This is a genomic window from Ruegeria sp. CH5, from assembly GCF_056537025.1.
In genome coordinates this window covers 410,593-427,613 of sequence record NZ_JBQFQT010000001.1, presented here as the reverse complement: position 1 = coordinate 427,613, position 17,021 = coordinate 410,593, and the positions used below count along the sequence as shown (strand labels likewise).

Annotated in this window: 13 protein-coding genes; 4 read left to right on the top strand and 9 right to left on the bottom strand. The window is 61.0% G+C overall.

All coding sequences use genetic code 11. The features are described from left to right. Positions 1-29 precede the first annotated feature (29 nt). The 9 genes from ACR0JC_RS02040 to ACR0JC_RS02000 form a co-directional block, all read right to left on the bottom strand. Positions 30-485 carry a cytochrome c-type biogenesis protein gene (locus ACR0JC_RS02040; RefSeq protein ID WP_093961975.1) on the bottom strand — a complete coding sequence of 152 codons (456 nt, stop codon included), beginning with the start codon at positions 483-485 and terminating at the stop codon, positions 30-32. Continuing rightward, complete coding sequence (locus tag ACR0JC_RS02035) at positions 482-2,446, bottom strand: heme lyase CcmF/NrfE family subunit (RefSeq protein WP_170340057.1); 1,965 nt, start codon at positions 2,444-2,446, stop codon at positions 482-484. The genes ACR0JC_RS02040 and ACR0JC_RS02035 overlap by 4 nt, the downstream gene beginning before the upstream one ends. 75 nt (positions 2,447-2,521) lie before the next feature. After that, complete coding sequence (locus tag ACR0JC_RS02030) at positions 2,522-3,100, bottom strand: holin family protein (RefSeq protein WP_170339328.1); 579 nt, start codon at positions 3,098-3,100, stop codon at positions 2,522-2,524. Next, positions 3,091-3,702 (bottom strand): holin-associated N-acetylmuramidase, encoded by a 612-nt coding sequence (locus ACR0JC_RS02025; RefSeq protein WP_170339330.1) that lies wholly within the window; start codon positions 3,700-3,702, stop codon positions 3,091-3,093. Before ACR0JC_RS02025 ends, ACR0JC_RS02030 begins: the two co-directional genes overlap by 10 nt. A 138-nt stretch (positions 3,703-3,840) precedes the next feature. Further along, the gene (gene ccmE / locus ACR0JC_RS02020) at positions 3,841-4,287 is read right to left on the bottom strand and encodes a cytochrome c maturation protein CcmE (RefSeq protein WP_170338751.1); all 447 of its coding nucleotides are present in this window, start codon (positions 4,285-4,287) and stop codon (positions 3,841-3,843) included. 7 nt (positions 4,288-4,294) lie between these two features. Beyond that, positions 4,295-5,323 carry an N-acetyl-gamma-glutamyl-phosphate reductase gene (argC, locus tag ACR0JC_RS02015; protein WP_170339333.1) on the bottom strand — a complete coding sequence of 343 codons (1,029 nt, stop codon included), beginning with the start codon at positions 5,321-5,323 and terminating at the stop codon, positions 4,295-4,297. A gap of 93 nt (positions 5,324-5,416) precedes the next feature. Further along, positions 5,417-6,226: a glutamate racemase gene (locus ACR0JC_RS02010; protein ID WP_170339335.1), complete on the bottom strand. Its 810-nt coding sequence runs from the start codon at positions 6,224-6,226 to the stop codon at positions 5,417-5,419. A gap of 8 nt (positions 6,227-6,234) precedes the next feature. Beyond that, the gene (locus tag ACR0JC_RS02005; RefSeq protein WP_170339337.1) at positions 6,235-7,113 is read right to left on the bottom strand and encodes a lysophospholipid acyltransferase family protein; all 879 of its coding nucleotides are present in this window, start codon (positions 7,111-7,113) and stop codon (positions 6,235-6,237) included. Positions 7,114-7,189: 76 nt separating this feature from the next. Continuing rightward, positions 7,190-10,609, bottom strand: a complete 3,420-nt coding sequence (locus tag ACR0JC_RS02000; RefSeq protein WP_480763095.1) for an indolepyruvate ferredoxin oxidoreductase family protein — start codon at positions 10,607-10,609, stop codon at positions 7,190-7,192. A gap of 169 nt (positions 10,610-10,778) precedes the next feature. Between ACR0JC_RS02000 and ACR0JC_RS01995 the strand changes: the two genes are divergently transcribed. The 4 genes from ACR0JC_RS01995 (at position 10,779) to ACR0JC_RS01980 (ending at position 16,941) form a co-directional block, all read left to right on the top strand. Then, positions 10,779-11,687: a LysR family transcriptional regulator gene (locus ACR0JC_RS01995; protein WP_093961966.1), complete on the top strand. Its 909-nt coding sequence runs from the start codon at positions 10,779-10,781 to the stop codon at positions 11,685-11,687. Positions 11,688-11,956: 269 nt separating this feature from the next. Then, entirely contained in the window at positions 11,957-14,209 is a 2,253-nt protein-coding gene (locus ACR0JC_RS01990; protein WP_170339341.1) for a mechanosensitive ion channel family protein, read from the top strand. 196 nt (positions 14,210-14,405) lie between these two features. After that, positions 14,406-16,565 (top strand): phosphoribosylformylglycinamidine synthase subunit PurL, encoded by a 2,160-nt coding sequence (purL, locus tag ACR0JC_RS01985; protein ID WP_170339343.1) that lies wholly within the window; start codon positions 14,406-14,408, stop codon positions 16,563-16,565. 139 nt (positions 16,566-16,704) lie between these two features. Further along, positions 16,705-16,941 carry a BolA/IbaG family iron-sulfur metabolism protein gene (locus tag ACR0JC_RS01980; RefSeq protein WP_093961963.1) on the top strand — a complete coding sequence of 79 codons (237 nt, stop codon included), beginning with the start codon at positions 16,705-16,707 and terminating at the stop codon, positions 16,939-16,941. Positions 16,942-17,021 lie beyond the last annotated feature (80 nt).

Genomic DNA, 17,021 nt, shown 5'->3' with positions numbered 1-17,021 from the left:
TGCCGCGCAAGGGAAAGGTAAACCGCACGTCAGTCTTCAAGAATTCGGCGCAGGCGCTCTTTCTCGTCGTCACTCAATCCGTCCACGGCGGAGGTCTCCTCAACCCGCGCACGACCGCGCAAGAAGTTCCACCCCAGACCGGCCGCTATCAACAGCATGGCCGGCCCTGCCAGCCACAACAGCAGGTTCGCCCCCGTGGTCGTGGGTTTGAGTAGCACGTATTCTCCGTAGCGGTCGACAATATAGGCAACCGCTTCTTCATCGGTGTCGCCCGCGACCAGCCGTTCGCGCAGCAAAATGCGCAGGTCACGGGCTAGTTCCGCGTTGCTTTCGTCGATGCTTTCGTTTCGACATACCAGACAACGCAGGCCCGTACTGATGTCTCGCGCTCGGGCTTCGAGCGCCGGATCGTCCAGGACTTCATCCGGCTGGACCGCCATCAGCGGCGATGCCAGCAACAACAACAAAACGATCAGACGTTTCATTCGGCAGGTACCCCGCCTGCCGGGGCCTTGCGCGCGCCTGCGGCCACCCGGAAGCGGCGGTCAGACAAGCTGAACAATCCGCCCAGAGCCATCAGAATGCAGCCTCCCCAAATCCAATTCGCAAGAGGTTTGATGTAGGTGCGCATGACCCAGCCGCCATCGTCCTGCTGATCCCCGATGACCACGTAGACATCACGCAGAAAACGGTAGTCAATCGCGGCTTCGGTCGTGGGCATGGCGGCCACCGGATAGGTACGTTTTTCCGGGTTCAGCGTAGCTATCTCTCTACCATCTTTTTGAACCTGCACGTCGGCCATGGTGGAGAAATAGTTCGGCCCCTCAACCTCGCGCACACCGTCCAAAGTGAACGAGAAACCGCCCACGTCGAAGGTCTCGCCGATACGTGCAACACGGATGTCCTCGACCTCCCAGGCGGTCAGGCCGGCAATCGCAAAGATCGTGACCCCCAAACCGGTATGGGCGATCGCTTTGCCCCAATCCGCACCCGGCAGGCGCATCAGACGCCGGAAACCGCCGGTGCGGCCTGTGCGGCTCCACAGATCGACCGCGGCGCCGAAGGTGATCCATGCGCCAAGGAACAAACCAACCGGGCCAAGCGCGCTGCGGCCCGTCTGCAACACCCAAACCAGTACGGCCAGCGAAACGGCCAGCACAAACGCATAGCGCAACTGCCATGCGACGCGGCCCAGCCTGCCGCGCTTCCACGGCAGCATCGAGCCCAGAGGCAATGCGATGCCCAGCACTACCATGAACGGCGTAAAGGCCGCGTTGAAGAACGGTGCCCCGACCGAAAGCTTTCGGTCGAACATCATTTCGGCCACCATCGGCCACAGGGTCCCGAAGAACACGACAAAACTGCTGACAGCCAGCAGGATATTGTTCAGCACCAATGCGCTTTCACGGCTGACCATTCCGAACAGCCCCTTGGCCTCCATCGCCTGGGCCCTAGCGGCGAACAGGATCAACGCGCCGCCAATGAACGCCACCAGAATGAACAGGATGAACACACCGCGCTCAGGGTCGTTTGCAAATGCGTGAACCGACGTCAGAAGGCCCGAGCGCACGATGAAGGTTCCGATCAGCGAGAATCCAAAAGCGATGATCGCCAACAGAATGGTCCAGCTTTTCAAGGCTTCGCGCTTTTCGACCACAATGGCCGAGTGCAATAGGGCGGCGGCCAGAAGCCACGGCATGAAAGACGCGTTTTCCACCGGATCCCAGAACCAGAATCCGCCCCAACCCAATTCGTAATAGGCCCACCACGACCCCAACGCGATGCCGATGGTCAGGAAAATCCAGGCTGCGAGGGTCCACGGTCGAACCCACCGACCCCACGCCGCGTCCACCCGCCCCTCGATCAGGGCTGCGACGGCAAAACTAAATGCCATGCTCAGACCCACATATCCGAGGTACAGAAACGGCGGATGGAAAGCCAAACCGGGGTCCTGCAGCAAGGGGTTGAGATCGCGGCCGTCAAACGGCGCCACGGGAAGCCGGTCAAACGGGTTCGACGTAAAAAGGATGAAGGCGTAGAACGCCACCCCGATTGCGGCCTGCATCGCGAGGACACGGGCCTTGAGCGTGGGTGGCAAACCCTGGCCGAAAAGCGCAGCCGTTGCGCCAAAAAGCGCCACGATCAGTACCCACAACAGCATCGAACCTTCGTGGTTTCCCCAGGTTCCGCTGATCTTATACAGCATCGGCTTCAGGGAGTGGCTGTTTTCCACCACGATCCGCAGCGAGAAATCCGAGGTCGCAAAGGCCCACACCAGCGCAGTGAAGGCAAATCCTGTCAGCAGACACTGCGCAATAGCCGCGGGCTCGGAGAACAGCATCCATGACGGCCAGCGTTTTGCGGCGCCGATCAATGGCACGACTGTCTGAACTATGGCCACCATGAAGGCCAGGATAAGGGCGAAATGTCCAAGCTCGGTAATCATGGGCACGGGTATAATCCCGCGCCCGGGCAAGCGCCAATCACTTTCGCCGCAAACAGGCGCACATAGTGTCGCGGGTCAAGCGCGCTGCAGACGCCGCCAGTCCTCCAGCGCCGGGTTATGATCGGGGATGATCACCTGAGCCGTCAGTTCCGCATCCGGCCCCGGATCGGCGGCTCCCGGACTTTCCGCTCGCATCTCGTGTAAAGCACGCAAGTTGGCCATGACCTGTGGCGCCCGCATCATCGTGACTGAGATATCACGCTGAAGGTCCTGAACCTTCGCTTGGTGCCGCGCTCCGAAATAGAACGACACGATGACGCCCAGTAGCCACCACAGCGGCTCGGGCACCAGCGCAATTCCCTGCATCCGCGCCGCAAACCACAGTGGATCGACCATCGCGGCCACGAACAAACCCAATGTCCCCAGCGCCAATGCAGGTCTTGGCAACCGATTCAAACCGTCCATGAAACGGTCAAACCCGCCTTTGCGAGGAACCTCGAATTCCGCGCCGAACTGGTTCATCGCCTGTCCACGCAGCGCAACAGCGCGTTCCGCACCGGCCTCCGCGTTCTCGCGGAACACCTCTGCAGTTTCGCGCACCACGTTGCGCCCACCCCCGAACAGAAGATCAAAAACACCTGCGATCAGTCCCATGCGGCTATCCTTTGCTGAAACTCGGCCATGCTCAGGTGATAGGGCGGAGATAGAAACTCCTCGGCCCGGCGGATCCAACCCCCTTTCCCACCGTTGCGGCTGCGCACGTATTTGCGCAAGGCTGGACGTCGGTCAGCAAGCCGGAAATAGTAGTTCCTTCGTGCCACCCCATACGCGTCGCGCAACACCACCGGATCGGGTTTTGCGGCCTGATCGCACGCCCCAGCCGTTCGCGGCCCCAAAACGCCATCCACGGCGAGCGAAAATCCCATCTGCACCAAAAGACGCTGCAGGATGCGCACCGCCTGTCCGCCCGCATTCACGTACATATCGAACAGCGTCGGCTGCAGCACGTGGGGCACCCGTGCCAGACCGGGCTTTTGAAAGTAATGCGTGATGAAAATCGCGACGGCCTGATCCCGGCCAAGCGCCATCACGTCGCGGCGATCGACAGTGCCGTCACGCGTCAGGTCAAGGCCCAACCGTCGCATCGTGTGGATTGTGACACCGTATTTCGTGGCCCCTCCGGGGTCGTCCGGATCATCGACGAAGCCGCCCTCGCGGGTTACGATCTCGTTGGCAATCTGTTGAACCGACTGCATGCTGCACCTCTGTGTTCCTATGCGGCCCACGGTCCGGTGAAATCCTTAAATCCATGAGACGAAGAAGGGCGCTGCACGACCAGATCGCGCAACGCCCTTGAACACTCATTCAGGCAACCTACCGAAGGCTGTCCTGTTTCAGCTGTCTGCCGGCTCTTCGTAGACGCCCTGCTCCTTCAAGGCATCGATAACCTCTTTCGGCATATAGGTCTCGTCGTGTTTTGCCAGAATTTCAGTGGCTTGGAACACGCCATCAACGTAGCTTCCGGTGCCGACCATCCCCTGACCCTCAGAGAACAGATCAGGCAAGACACCGGTGAAGGCCACCTTCACACTCTCACCCCCGTCGGTGACGGTGAACCGTACGGTTTCACCCTGCCCTCGTACGATCGAGCCTTCTTCGACCAAGCCACCGATGCGGAACACCTCGTTCGGCGCCGGCGGTTCGGCGATTACCTGGCTGGGCGAGCGGAAATAGTTGATCCCGTCTCGCATGGCATAACCGATCAAGCCCGTCGCCAGGGCCAAAGCCACAAAAGCCAACAGAATGATCTGTACACGACGACGTTTCTTCAGCGTCTTCATCTCGCCCTCATGGGAACAGTGGGGCCATCATAAGCCCGGTCGTTTCGGGTTCACCTAACATCAGGTTTGCGTTCTGCAAGGCCTGCCCACTGCTACCTTTTGTCAGGTTGTCCAGCGCCGCAATCACGATGGCTCGCCGTTCGATCCTGTCAGCAACGACGCCGATATGGCAGAAGTTCGATCCGCGCACATGGTGGGTCGAAGGCGTTTCGCCAAAGGGCAGCATCTGAATGAAAGGCTCGTCTGCATAGGCTGCACACAGCGTTTCATAAACGCTCTGCGGATCACCCTTCACATACGAGGTCGCCAGAATGCCCCGGTTCGCGGGGATCAGGTGCGGCGTAAACTGGATGTGAACCGCGCGGCCCGCCAGTTTCGAGAACTCCTGATCGAACTCGCCCAGATGCCGGTGGGTGCCGCCGACGGCATAGGCGTTGGTGCCCTCGCTCAGTTCGGCGTGCAGAAGGTTCTCTTTCAGCGCGCGCCCCGCCCCGGAGACAGCGCATTTCAGATCAAGAATGATGTCATCCAGGTCGATAACACCAGCCGCGATCAACGGCCGCAGCACATACTGCCCCGTGGCAGCATTGCACCCGGTGCCAGCCACCAGCCGCGCAGCGCGGATGTCCTCACGATAGAACTCGGTCAGTCCGTAGACGGCCTCATCCTGATGCGTGAGTGCGGCATGCGGATTGCCGTACCATTTCTCGTACTCGTCGGGGTCGGCCAGCCGGTAATCCGCTGACAAATCAACGATTTTTAGGTCGGAGGGCAAATCCCGGATGACCTCCTGACTGGTCTTGTGCGGCAGCGCGCAAAAGCACAGATCGATCTGGCCAAAGTCAAGCTGCTCGATCTTGCACAGACGCGGCAAATCCAGATGGCGCAGATGCGGAAACACCTCGGCCATGGTCTGCCCGGCCTTGCGCTCGGCCGCCAGGGCGGTGATTTCCATATTCGGGTGCTCGGCGATCAGCCGCACCAACTCAGCACCGGTATAGCCCGAAGCGCCCAGGATTGCGATTTTGTGGGTCATGTCAGACCTCGTAGATTCATGTGACACGTCTGGCACCCGCCGACGTGACAGGTACCGAATAAATTCATGACAGGGGCCGGTCCTTGACCTAAGTCAGGCGGCCTTGAAGGTGATCTGTCGTCGGAGAAATTGCGTTGCCCGGTCACTGACCTTCCGCGGATTGCCTGTGGTCAGGTAACCCGCCTCACCCCCTCCCAGCATATCCGGATGCCGCTGGAGATAATCCGCAAGGCTTTCGGCCACGAGGTCGCCCTGGCTGAACACCTGCACGTCCGGTCCCAACGCCGCCTGAAAGGCTTCGGCCATCAAGGGGTAATGGGTGCAGCCCAGAATCGCAGCCTGCGGCTGCGGCATCTTGCGCTTCAACGCGTCCACATGGCTCCGCACAAGGGCTTCGGCCAGGATCATATCACCGTCCTCGATGGCATCGACCACGCCACCGCAGGCCTGCGCCTCAACATCGACGCCGATGGCGCGGAACGCCAGTTCACGCTGGAAAGCGCGGCTGGCCACGGTTGCCGGCGTGGCAAACAGAGCCACATGTTTGACCGCCACTTCGCGCGGGGGGCTGTTGTCGCCCCACTGGCGCTCGGTCAGTGCCTCGATCAGCGGCACGAACACACCCAGCACGCGCTTGCCCTGGGGCACGCCCTCTTCCTGCATCCGCCGCAGCGCCGCGGCGCTGGCCGTGTTGCAGGCCAGAATCACCAGATCGCAGCCGCGCGACCACAGGTCCTGAACCGCATTTCGGGTCAGGTTGTAGATATCCTCGGCGTCGCGCACGCCATAAGGCGCGTGCGCGCTGTCCGCGTAATACAGGAAATCCACCTCCGGCAGACGTGTCTGCGCGGCGTTCAGGACGGTCAGCCCGCCCAATCCGGAATCAAAGATGCCTACTGCCATTTGCCCCTTCAGGCGCGATGCCGTTCCTCGAATTCATAGCCATAGTCATACGACTTCAGCGGCTTCGGAGACAGCTCATACGTGGCTTTGCGCAAGAAATCCATCATCTTGCGCGTATCGCCGGCCAATGGGTCCAGAACGTCGCGGCCGATGGGCTGCCCCACGACCACATCCACTGGGGTATCGACGCGCTTTTTGAACTCTTTGATCAGCAAACCCATGCGCAGCGTCACATGCAGATGGCTGGCAATCTGGAACAGGCGCGAGGTGTGACCATCGAAAAACAAAGGCACCACGGTCGCTTTTGACTTGGCTACCATCCGAGCGGTGAATCCGCGCCAGCCCGGGTCCATCGGGTGCGCGAACGGTCGGGCCGCCGTGCTGACCGTACCGCCGGGAAAAATCCCGATTGCCCCACCCTGCCCCAGATAATCCAGGGCGGTTTTTCGGGTCTGCAGGTTCAGCCGCATCGCCTCTTTGGTCTGATCGAAGGAGATCGGCAGGATGATCCGGTTCAGATCCTCGGCCTTGTGGAATACATGGTTGGCCAGAATCCGGAAATCTCCGCGGGTCTGGGACAGCACATGCCCCATCATCAGCCCATCCAGGATACCGTAGGGGTGGTTGGCGATCAGGATCAGCGGGCCGTCCTTGGGGATGTTTGACAACGCCCCGCCCACCACGTTCAGGCTCAGCCCGTAGCGTTCGACCATGACCGACCAGAAATCACGGCCATTGGCGACCTCGCGCTCGTAACCATCCGCGCGCCGGATCAGACGCAGCCGACCGGTCGTGTTCTCCATCAGTTTGATGACCATGCGCCCACCCCGCGTTTCAGCAGAATGGGCGTAGGAAATGTCCCGAGCGACTTGGCGACGTGATTTCATCACGGGTCTCCGGTGTGGCCGTCATCGGACGGCGCGGACGGGAACCCTACCGCGCCTCCATGACACCGATATGACGTTACTCGGCCGCGGCCCGCGTCTCGGTTCCTCCCTGCCGGATCACGGCCAGAAGTTCCTCGCGCCGCTTGGCGGCCTTGGCTTCGTTGGCGGCCAATACCGGACCGAAACCGCGGATGTCCAGCGGCAACCGCGCCAGCGCGACAATCGCATCGCGGGTGTTGTCATCCAGCTTGGGCAGAACCTCTTTCATGTCCGCCTCATACTGACGGATCAAGGCCCGTTCCATTCGGCGCTCGGCGGTATAGCCGAAGATGTCCAGCGGCGTGCCACGTAGCCCCTTCAGCTTGGCCAGAACCTTCATCGGCCCCAGCAGCCATTCGCTGAATTGCCGTTTGCGCGGACGCCCGTCCGGCCCTTTGCCCCCCAGGATCGGCGGAGCAAGGTGGAAGGTCATCTTGATGTCGCCGTCGAATTCGGCGGCGGCCTTGTCGCGGCTGTCCAGCAGCAGGCGGGCCACCTCGTATTCGTCCTTGTAGGACAACAGCTTGTGATACCCGTGCGCGACGGCATCCCGGACCTTCGGGTCTTCGATCGACTCGACCAGCTTGAGATAGCGCCTCGACAACCGCTTGCCCTGATAGGCCACCAGATGATCGGCGCGGAAGGCGATGGCCTGCTCGGGCGTCTTGGGCAACTCGGTCACCGTGGGGGTCACGATGCGCGCCACGTCCTCGGGATGAAGAACCGCCCAGCGGCCGACCTCGAAGGCGCGCTTGTTGCGCTCGACCGCGGCGCCGTTCAGCTCGATCGCGGTCATGATCGCCTCGTGGCTGACAGGCAGCAGACCCCGCTGCCAGGCCGCCCCGAACACCATCATGTTGGAATAGATCGAATCGCCCATCACCGCGCGTGCCAACTCGGTCGCGTCGAACAGGGCAAGACCGTCCTTCAGTCGCGCTTCCAGCGCCAGTTCCAGCCGGTCGACCGGAATGTGGAACTCGGTGTTGCGGGTGAAATCGCCAGTTATGATCTCGTGGCTGTTGACCACCGCGCCGGTCTGACCAGTGCGCGTCAGGCCCAGCGTCTTGGCCCCGGCCGACACCACGAGGTCGCCTCCGATCAGCGCATGCGCTTCGCCGGTGGCCACGCGGATGGCGCTGATGTCTTCGGGCTTGTTGGCCAGGCGACAGTGGATATGCACCGCGCCCCCCTTCTGCGCCAGCCCGGCCATTTCCATCATGCCCGCGCCCTTGCCGTCGATCTGCGCGGCCTGCGCCAGAACCGCCCCGATGGTCACAACGCCGGTGCCGCCGACGCCGGTGATGACCACGTTATGCGTGCCCTCGATCTGCGGCAGTACCGGCTGCGGCAGATGGGGGATGTCGATTTCGGTGGTGGCTTCCTTGCGGATCTTGGCGCCTTCCAGCGTGACGAAGGACGGGCAGAACCCGTTGAGGCACGAGAAATCCTTGTTGCAGCTGGACTGGTCGATCGCCCGCTTTCGTCCCAGCTCGGTTTCCTTGGGCACGATCGAGACACAGTTCGACTGCACCCCGCAATCGCCGCAGCCTTCGCAGATGTCCGAGTTGATGAAGACGCGCTTGTCCGGGTCCGGGAAGGTGCCGCGCTTACGGCGGCGGCGTTTCTCGGCGGCGCAGGTCTGGACGTAGACGATGACCGACACGCCCTCGATCTCGCGGAACTTGTTCTGAACCGCCATCAGTTCGGCCCGTTCGTGGGTTTCCACGTCGCCGGGCAGCGCTTTGAAGTTCACGTCTTCCTTTTCGTCATAGACGACGGCCACATGCTGGACGCCCATGGCCTTGACCTCGCACACAATGCGCTCGGCGGTCAGGTGGCCCTCGTTCTCCTGCCCGCCGGTCATGGCGACCGCGTCATTGAACAGGATCTTGAAGGTGATGTTGGTATCGGCCGCCAGCGCCGCCCGGATCGCCTGAACGCCCGAGTGGTTGTAGGTGCCATCGCCCAGGTTCTGGAACACGTGTTTTGTGGTCGAGAACGGTGCCTCACCGATCCAGTTGGCGCCTTCGCCGCCCATCTGGGTAAAGCCGGTGGTCTCGCGATCCATCCACTGCACCATGTAGTGACAGCCGATGCCGGCATAGGCCCGGCTGCCCTCCGGCACTTTGGTCGAGCTATTATGCGGACAGCCCGAGCAGAAATAGGGCAGCCGCGTCGCGATCTCTTGCGCGTTGTCGTTGCGCCGCGCTTCCTGCAGGCTGGCCAGCCCTGCGCGGATTCCGTCGGTTTCGCGGCCTTCCTCAATGAGGATTTCGCCGAGCTTCTCGGCGATCATGATTGGGTCAAGCGCGCCACGGGTCGGGAACAGCTCTTCCCGGTGCAGCGTGCCTGCCCCGCCCTTGTACCAGCCGTACACGCGACGTCCGCGACGATCGTCGAAGATCGCTTCTTTGACCTGCACTTCGATCAGCTTGCGCTTTTCTTCGACGATGACGATCAGGTCCAGCCCCTCGGCCCAATCGTGGAACCCCTTCATGTCCAGTGGGAAGGTCTGACCGATCTTGTAGGTGGTGATCCCCAACCGTTCGGCCTCGGCCTCGTCGATGTTCAGCAGCGACATGGCGTGGACCAGGTCCAGCCAGTTCTTGCCCGCCGCGGCAATGCCAATCTTGGCGCCCGGCTTGCCCCAGACCCGCCGGTCCATCCGGTTGGCGTGCGAGAACACCTCGGCCGCGAACCGCTTGTAGTCGATGATCCGCGCCTCCTGCAGGTGCGGCGTGTCGCCCAGCCGAATGTTTAGCCCGCCCTCAGGCATGTCGAATTCCGGCGTCACCAGTTGCATCCGATCGGGCCGGCCATCCACGACCGAGGTCACCTCGATCGTGTCCTTCATCGTCTTGAGCCCGACCCAGACCCCGGCAAACCGGCTGAGGGCAAAGCCGTAGATTCCATAGTCGAGGATTTCCTGCACTCCGGCCGGGCTGACCACGGGCATGTACATGTCGACCAGCGACCATTCCGATTGGTGCAGCACGGTCGAGCTTTCGCCCGTGTGATCGTCGCCCATCGCCATCAGCACGCCGCCATGCTTGGCGCTGCCGGCCATGTTGGCGTGGCGCATCACGTCACCGGACCGGTCCACGCCCGGACCCTTGCCGTACCACAGGCCGAACACGCCGTCATATTTTCCATCGCCGCGCAAACCCGCCTGCTGGCTGCCCCACAGGGCTGTGGCGGCCAGGTCCTCGTTCAGACCGTATTGAAAAGTCACATCACACTCGGCCAGTTGCTTTTCGGCACGTGACATTTGCAGATCGACCGCACCCAGCGGAGACCCCCGATAACCGGTGACCAGACCGGCAGTATTCAGGCCCGCGGCGGTATCGCGGGCCTTCTGCATCATCATAAGACGAACAAGCGCCTGCGTACCATTCAAAAGCACCGGGCTTTTGGTCAAATCGAAACGGTCATTGAGCGAAATCTTTGGCTGACTCATCAGACGCCTCCCCACGTCGGAATAGTGTGCTGCATTTGACGTCATTTTAGGTCATAATTTCTGACCTGTATACAAAATTCCCCCTGTTCTGTAACGATTTCCCCGTTTGAATATGGAATTTGTTACCTCTTTCATATAGGGCTGCCAAAGGATAACGAAAGTTGCGACGATGAATTGGGACAAGCTCAGAATATTTCACGCGGTAGCTGACGCCGGCAGCCTGACGCATGCCGGAGACAAGCTGAATCTGTCCCAATCCGCCGTCAGTCGTCAGGTTCGCGCACTTGAGGAATCGCTGGGTGCCACACTGTTCCACCGCCACGCCCGCGGCCTGATTCTGACGGAACAGGGCGAGCTTCTGTTCGATGCAACAACGGCCATGTCCAAGCGTCTGGACGCAGCCGCGGCGCGAATCCGAGACAGCGAGGATGAGGTCTTTGGAGTCCTTCGGGTCACCACGACTTTTGGCTTCGGGACCCTGTGGCTGGCGCCGCGTCTGCCCAAGCTGTACGAGCAGTATCCGGACCTGAATATTGACCTGATGCTCGAAGAACGTGTGCTGGATCTTCCGATGCGCGAAGCAGATGTCGCGATCCGGATGAAGGAACCCAGTCAGGCCGATCTTGTCCGCAAGCGACTGATGACCGTTCGAATGATGTTGTATGCGACCAAGACCTACTTGGATTCGCACGGAGGCGCGCCTCAGACGCTGGAGGACATTTCGAAACACCGCCTGATCTGTCAGACCCCCGCCGCACCCCAGGTTGGCGTTGGCGCGTCGATGGTCAGTCACCTGATGACCTACGAACCCAGCTCACTGCTGACGGTGAACAACTACTTTGGTGTTCTGCAGGGTGTTCTGAATGACCTCGGAATTGGCGTCCTGCCCGACTACGTGACCGAGGATTTCCCCGACCTGGTCCCGATCCTGTCTGACATCGAGACGGCGAATGTGCCTGTATATTTGGCCTATCCTGAAGAACTGAGGCACTCAAAACGGGTCGCAGCGTTCCGAGATTTCGTTCAGGATGAAATCATTGCGCATCGCAAGCAACTGAAACATCTGGGAAAACTATAGCTATGCGTCCGCAGCATAGCGGACATGCCCTCAATGCGCCCAAAAAACCTTGATCGTTCACAGAGTGATCCCTAAATGAGCATTCGAAGGCGGTGATGCTGAAACGCTCATCATCTTCATACCTCCCTGTTGGACTACGGCCGAGCTTAGTGCTCGGCCTTTTTTTTGGCCTGCATCCGGGCGCGCGGTGCCAAATCGTTTGGAATTATTTTGCCAACGGGCCTATGATCGCGAAAAACCATAATATTTCGTGTTCGAGGACAAAGTTTATGACCAGCCTACTCCGCCTGTTTTTGATGGCGTTGGTATCCGTCACGTTCCTGGCCCGGCCAAGCATGGCCCAGAGCACCAGCGAACCCACCACCAGCAATGTGACCATCCCCGAAGATCTGACCCCCGAACAGGTCGACGATCTGGTGGCGAGAATGTCTGACGATCAAGTCCGGGCCATTTTGCTGGAACGGCTTGATGCGGTCGCGGCGAAACAGGCCGAAACGCAGACTTCCCGGAAGGGGCTGCTGCAAACGATCTCATCCTCGGCGGGCGACATGGCTGCGTCTTGGCTGGATGTCATCCGCAAGGTTCCGCTGCTGGTTTCGGCGCAGGTCGAAGCCTTCAGCAATTTCGGAAACAAGTTTGGCGCAAGCGGTCTGGCAACCCTGTTCGGGTTCACCTTCCTGGCGCTTGCAATCGGGTATGCCGCAGAAACGGCGGTTGGCCTTTGGACCCGCCGTTGGATCAAAGTCGTCGATGGGGATGCCTCGACCAACCTAAAAGGCGCCGTAGTCTTTCTGTTCAAGCGCTTCTGCGTCGAGTTTCTGGGGCTGCTTGTCTTTTATTACACGCTGGTTTTCGTCGGGCGTCGATTGCTGGACGAACAACAAATTGCCCAGGCGGCACCCTTCGTGTTCTTCCTGATCTGGTTCCCCCGCCTGGGAGCCGCGATTTCCCGCTTCATTCTGGCCCCGAAGCAGAGCAATCTGCGACTGGTCAACGTGAATGACAAATGGGCGAAATACCTGCATCGGAACCTGATCGGCCTGTTTCTGCTGATCGGGTTCACCTTGTTCATCCTGGATTTCAATGCGATGAATGGCGTGATGCCGGGTGAATCGCGCCTTGGTTTCTGGCTGAACACCGCCATCCACATCTATGTCGGTGTCATTGCTTGGACGGCCCGCAACGGTCTGACCGACATGATGCGTGGTTCCGATCCGGATCGTACGCATTTCGACGAAGAAGTCGCCCGCTACTACCCGTATTTTGCGATCGCCGTGTCGGCGGGTACCTGGCTTTTGGTCGAGTTCCTCGCCGCTCAGCGTAATCCGGCCGTGTTTGCCCTTCTGGCCGAAGGCGCGCATTTCGTCACGATGTTCTGGCTTTTGATCGCACCGGCACTCGACACGCTGATCCGAGGGCTGACCCGGCACCTCCTGCCGCCGATGATGGGCGATGGCCCGATCGCGGAACGTGCCTACAAATCGACCAAACGCAGCTACATCCGCATCGGACGCGTTCTGGCCGGCATTCTGGTCATTCTGATGATTGCGGATGCCTGGAACCTGGACCTGCAGGATATTGCGGGCGGGGACTCGGAAACCGGCAGCAAACTGGTTCAGTTCTTCATCATCATTGCAATCGGCTACATCCTGAACGAGGTGGTCTCGCTCTGGATCAACCGCCGCCTGGCCAAAGAGCAGACGGCTTCGGAGCAGAGCCCCGATGAGGAAGCCGGCGAAGGCGGCGGTGCCGGCGGCTCGCGCCTTGCCACGGTTCTGCCGTTGCTGCGCGTGACCGCGCAGGTGGCCATCGCGGTGATCTTCGCCTTGCTGGCGTTGGGCGCTCTGGGCTTGGACATCACGCCGCTTCTGGCTGGTGCCGGTATCCTGGGTCTGGCCATCGGCTTTGGTGCGCAGAAACTGGTCTCGGACATCGTGGGCGGGATTTTCTTCCTGATCGACGATGCTTTCCGAGTGGGTGAATATGTCGATGTGGGTGGCACCACCGGCACGGTCGAGAAGATCTCGATCCGCTCGATGCAACTGCGCCACCATCGCGGCCCGGTGCACACCATTCCCTATGGCGAGATCCAGAAGCTGACCAACTACAGCCGCGACTGGGTCATCATGAAGCTGAAATTCACCGTGCCCTTCGACACTGATCCGAACAAGGTCAAGAAGATCTTCAAGAAGATCGGCGCTGAGATGATGGAGGACCCGCTCCACAAGGATGGCTTCCTGCAGCCATTCAAATCGCAGGGCGTGTTCGACTTTGACGATGTCGGCATGATCATCCGCGGCAAGTTCATGGCCAAGCCCGGCAAGCAGTTCACCCTGCGCAAGGAGATCTTCAACCGGGTCAAGGCCGCGTTCAAGGAGAACGGGATCGACTTTGCCCGCCGCGAGGTACGCGTTGCCATCCCCGGATTGGAAGAGGCCGAAAACCTGAGCGAACAACAAAAAGCGGCGATCGGCGCGGCCGCGGCCGACGCCGTGAACAAGAAGGAAGAGCCGCCTCAATAACGGCGGCGGGACAGCGGCGCACGCGCTGCTGTCCCCATCAATGCGGTGGTGCGACCTGCATTTCCCGGTCGCAGGCCGCCGCATTCTGCCAGCAAATAGCCGGTTCCTGTTCGCTGCGCGCTCTTGACCCTTTCCCAAATCGCCCGGTTGCCCTAAAAGGCCCGCAATCCCGGCCACCTTGGAAACAGGACACACGATGCAAGAGCCCGCCATCACACCGGATCTGATTGCCGCACATGGGTTGAAACCCGAAGAATACGACATGATCCTCGAGATTATCGGGCGCGAGCCGACCTTTACCGAGCTGGGGATTTTCTCGGCCATGTGGAACGAGCACTGTTCTTACAAATCCTCGAAGAAATGGTTGCGCACCCTGCCCACCTCGGGCCCTCAGGTGATCTGCGGACCCGGTGAAAACGCCGGTGTGGTCGATATCGGCGACGGGCAGGCCGTGGTCTTCAAAATGGAAAGCCACAACCACCCGTCGTACATCGAACCCTATCAAGGGGCGGCAACCGGCGTGGGCGGCATCCTGCGCGACGTGTTCACCATGGGCGCGCGGCCCATCGCGGCAATGAACGCGCTGTCCTTCGGCGAACCCAACCACCCCAAGACCCGCCAGCTGGTCAATGGCGTGGTCGAAGGCATCGGAGGCTACGGAAACTGCTTCGGCGTACCGACCGTGGGCGGTGAAGTTCGGTTCCACCCGGCCTACAATGGCAACTGCCTCGTGAACGCCTTTGCCGCCGGGCTGGCCGATGCCGACAAGATCTTCTACTCGGCCGCGTCGGGCGTGGGCATGCCCGTCGTCTATCTGGGCGCCAAGACCGGCCGCGACGGTGTGGGCGGTGCCACGATGGCCTCGGCCGAATTCGACGACACGATCGAGGAAAAGCGCCCAACCGTGCAGGTTGGCGACCCCTTCACCGAAAAACGCCTGATGGAGGCGACGCTGGAACTGATGCAGACCGGCGCCGTGATCTCGATTCAGGACATGGGCGCAGCGGGCCTGACCTGCTCGGCCGTCGAGATGGGCGACAAGGGCGGGTTGGGTGTCCGGCTGGACCTGGAAAACGTGCCCCAGCGCGAAGAAAACATGACCGCCTACGAGATGATGCTGTCCGAGTCCCAGGAACGCATGCTGATGGTGCTGAAGCCCGAGCTTGAGGCCGAAGCCCGCGCCGTGTTCGAGAAATGGGATCTGGATTTCGCAATCGTCGGTGAAACCATCGCCGAAGACCGTTTCCTGATCATGCACAACGGCGAAATCAAGGCCGACCTGCCGCTGTCGAAACTGGCCTCAACGGCACCGGAATACGACCGCCCCTGGGTCCCCACCTCGGCGGCCGAAGATCTGGGCGAGGTACCGCAGATCGACCCGATCGACGGGCTGCGTGCGCTGATCTCGTCGCCTAACTACGCAAGCAAGCACTGGGTCTATGAGCAATACGACACCATGGTGATGGCTGACACGGCGCGTACGCCTGGCGTTGGTGCAGGCATGGTGCGCGTGCATGGCACCGACAAGGTGCTGGCCTTCACTTCGGACGTGACCCCGCGATACGTGCGCGCCAACCCCGAGGAAGGCGGCAAGCAGGCCGTGGCCGAAGCCTATCGCAACCTGACCGCCGTTGGTGCCAAACCGCTGGCCACCACTGACAACCTGAATTTCGGCAACCCCGAAAAGCCCGAGATCATGGGCCAGTTCGTCGGTGCCATCCAAGGCATCGGCGCCGCCGTGGCCGCGCTGGACATGCCGATCGTCTCGGGTAACGTGTCGCTCTACAACGAAACCGACGGTCAGGCGATCCTGCCCACACCGACCATCGGTGCCGTCGGCCTTTTGGATCACGCCGACGACATCATCGGCACCGAGGTTCGCGAAGGGCATGTGGCGCTGGTGATCGGTGAAACCAAGGGGCATCTGGGCCAATCCGCCCTGCTGGCCGAGGTCTTCAACCGCGAAGACGGCGACGCGCCGCATGTGGATCTGGATGCTGAAAAGCGCAACGGCGACTTCATCCGGGCCAATCGCGAGATGATCAAGGCCTGTACTGACCTGAGCGATGGCGGCATTGCACTGGCAGCCTTCGAACTGGCCGAAGCCGCGGGCGTGGGTGTGCATCTTGATGACACCCCGACCGAGTTCCTGTTCGGTGAGGATCAGGGCCGTTACCTGGTGGCCTGCAACTTCGATCAGGCCGAAGCGCTGATGATTGCGGCGGGCCAGGCGGGCGTGCCGCTGGTTTCGGTCGGGCGCTTTACCGGAGAAACCGTGCGGATCGGCGCGTCCGAAGCTCCTCTGAGTGAACTCTCAGCGATGTATCGCAGCAGTTTTGCCGAAGCCGTCGCCTGAGCACGACGACGCTGAACCATACTCGGATCCTGCGCTGTTCGATCAGCGCGGGATCTGACTTTTCCAAGGGCGCTGCACACCCTTGCGCGGGCTTCGGCATCGCTCTACATCTTTGAAAAGACCTTCAGGAGTATCCTAAATGCCAATGAGCGCCCACGAAATCGAACATCTGCTGCGCGAAGCCTTTCCGAATGCGGAAATCCAGGTCGGCGGCACCGATGGCGTACACATGTCCGCCATGGTCGTGGACGAAAGCTTTCGCGGGAAGAACCGGGTCCAGCAGCAGCGCGCGGTCTATGCGGCGCTGAAGGGCAAGATGGACGGCCCGGATGGCGAGCTGCACGCGCTGGCGTTGACCACGAAAGTACCCGAGTGATGAGGCTGGCGGCGGCCAGTGCCATTCGCACTCTGGTGATGGCACGCGCTGCCTTGTGCATTCCGATGGCATCCGACAAT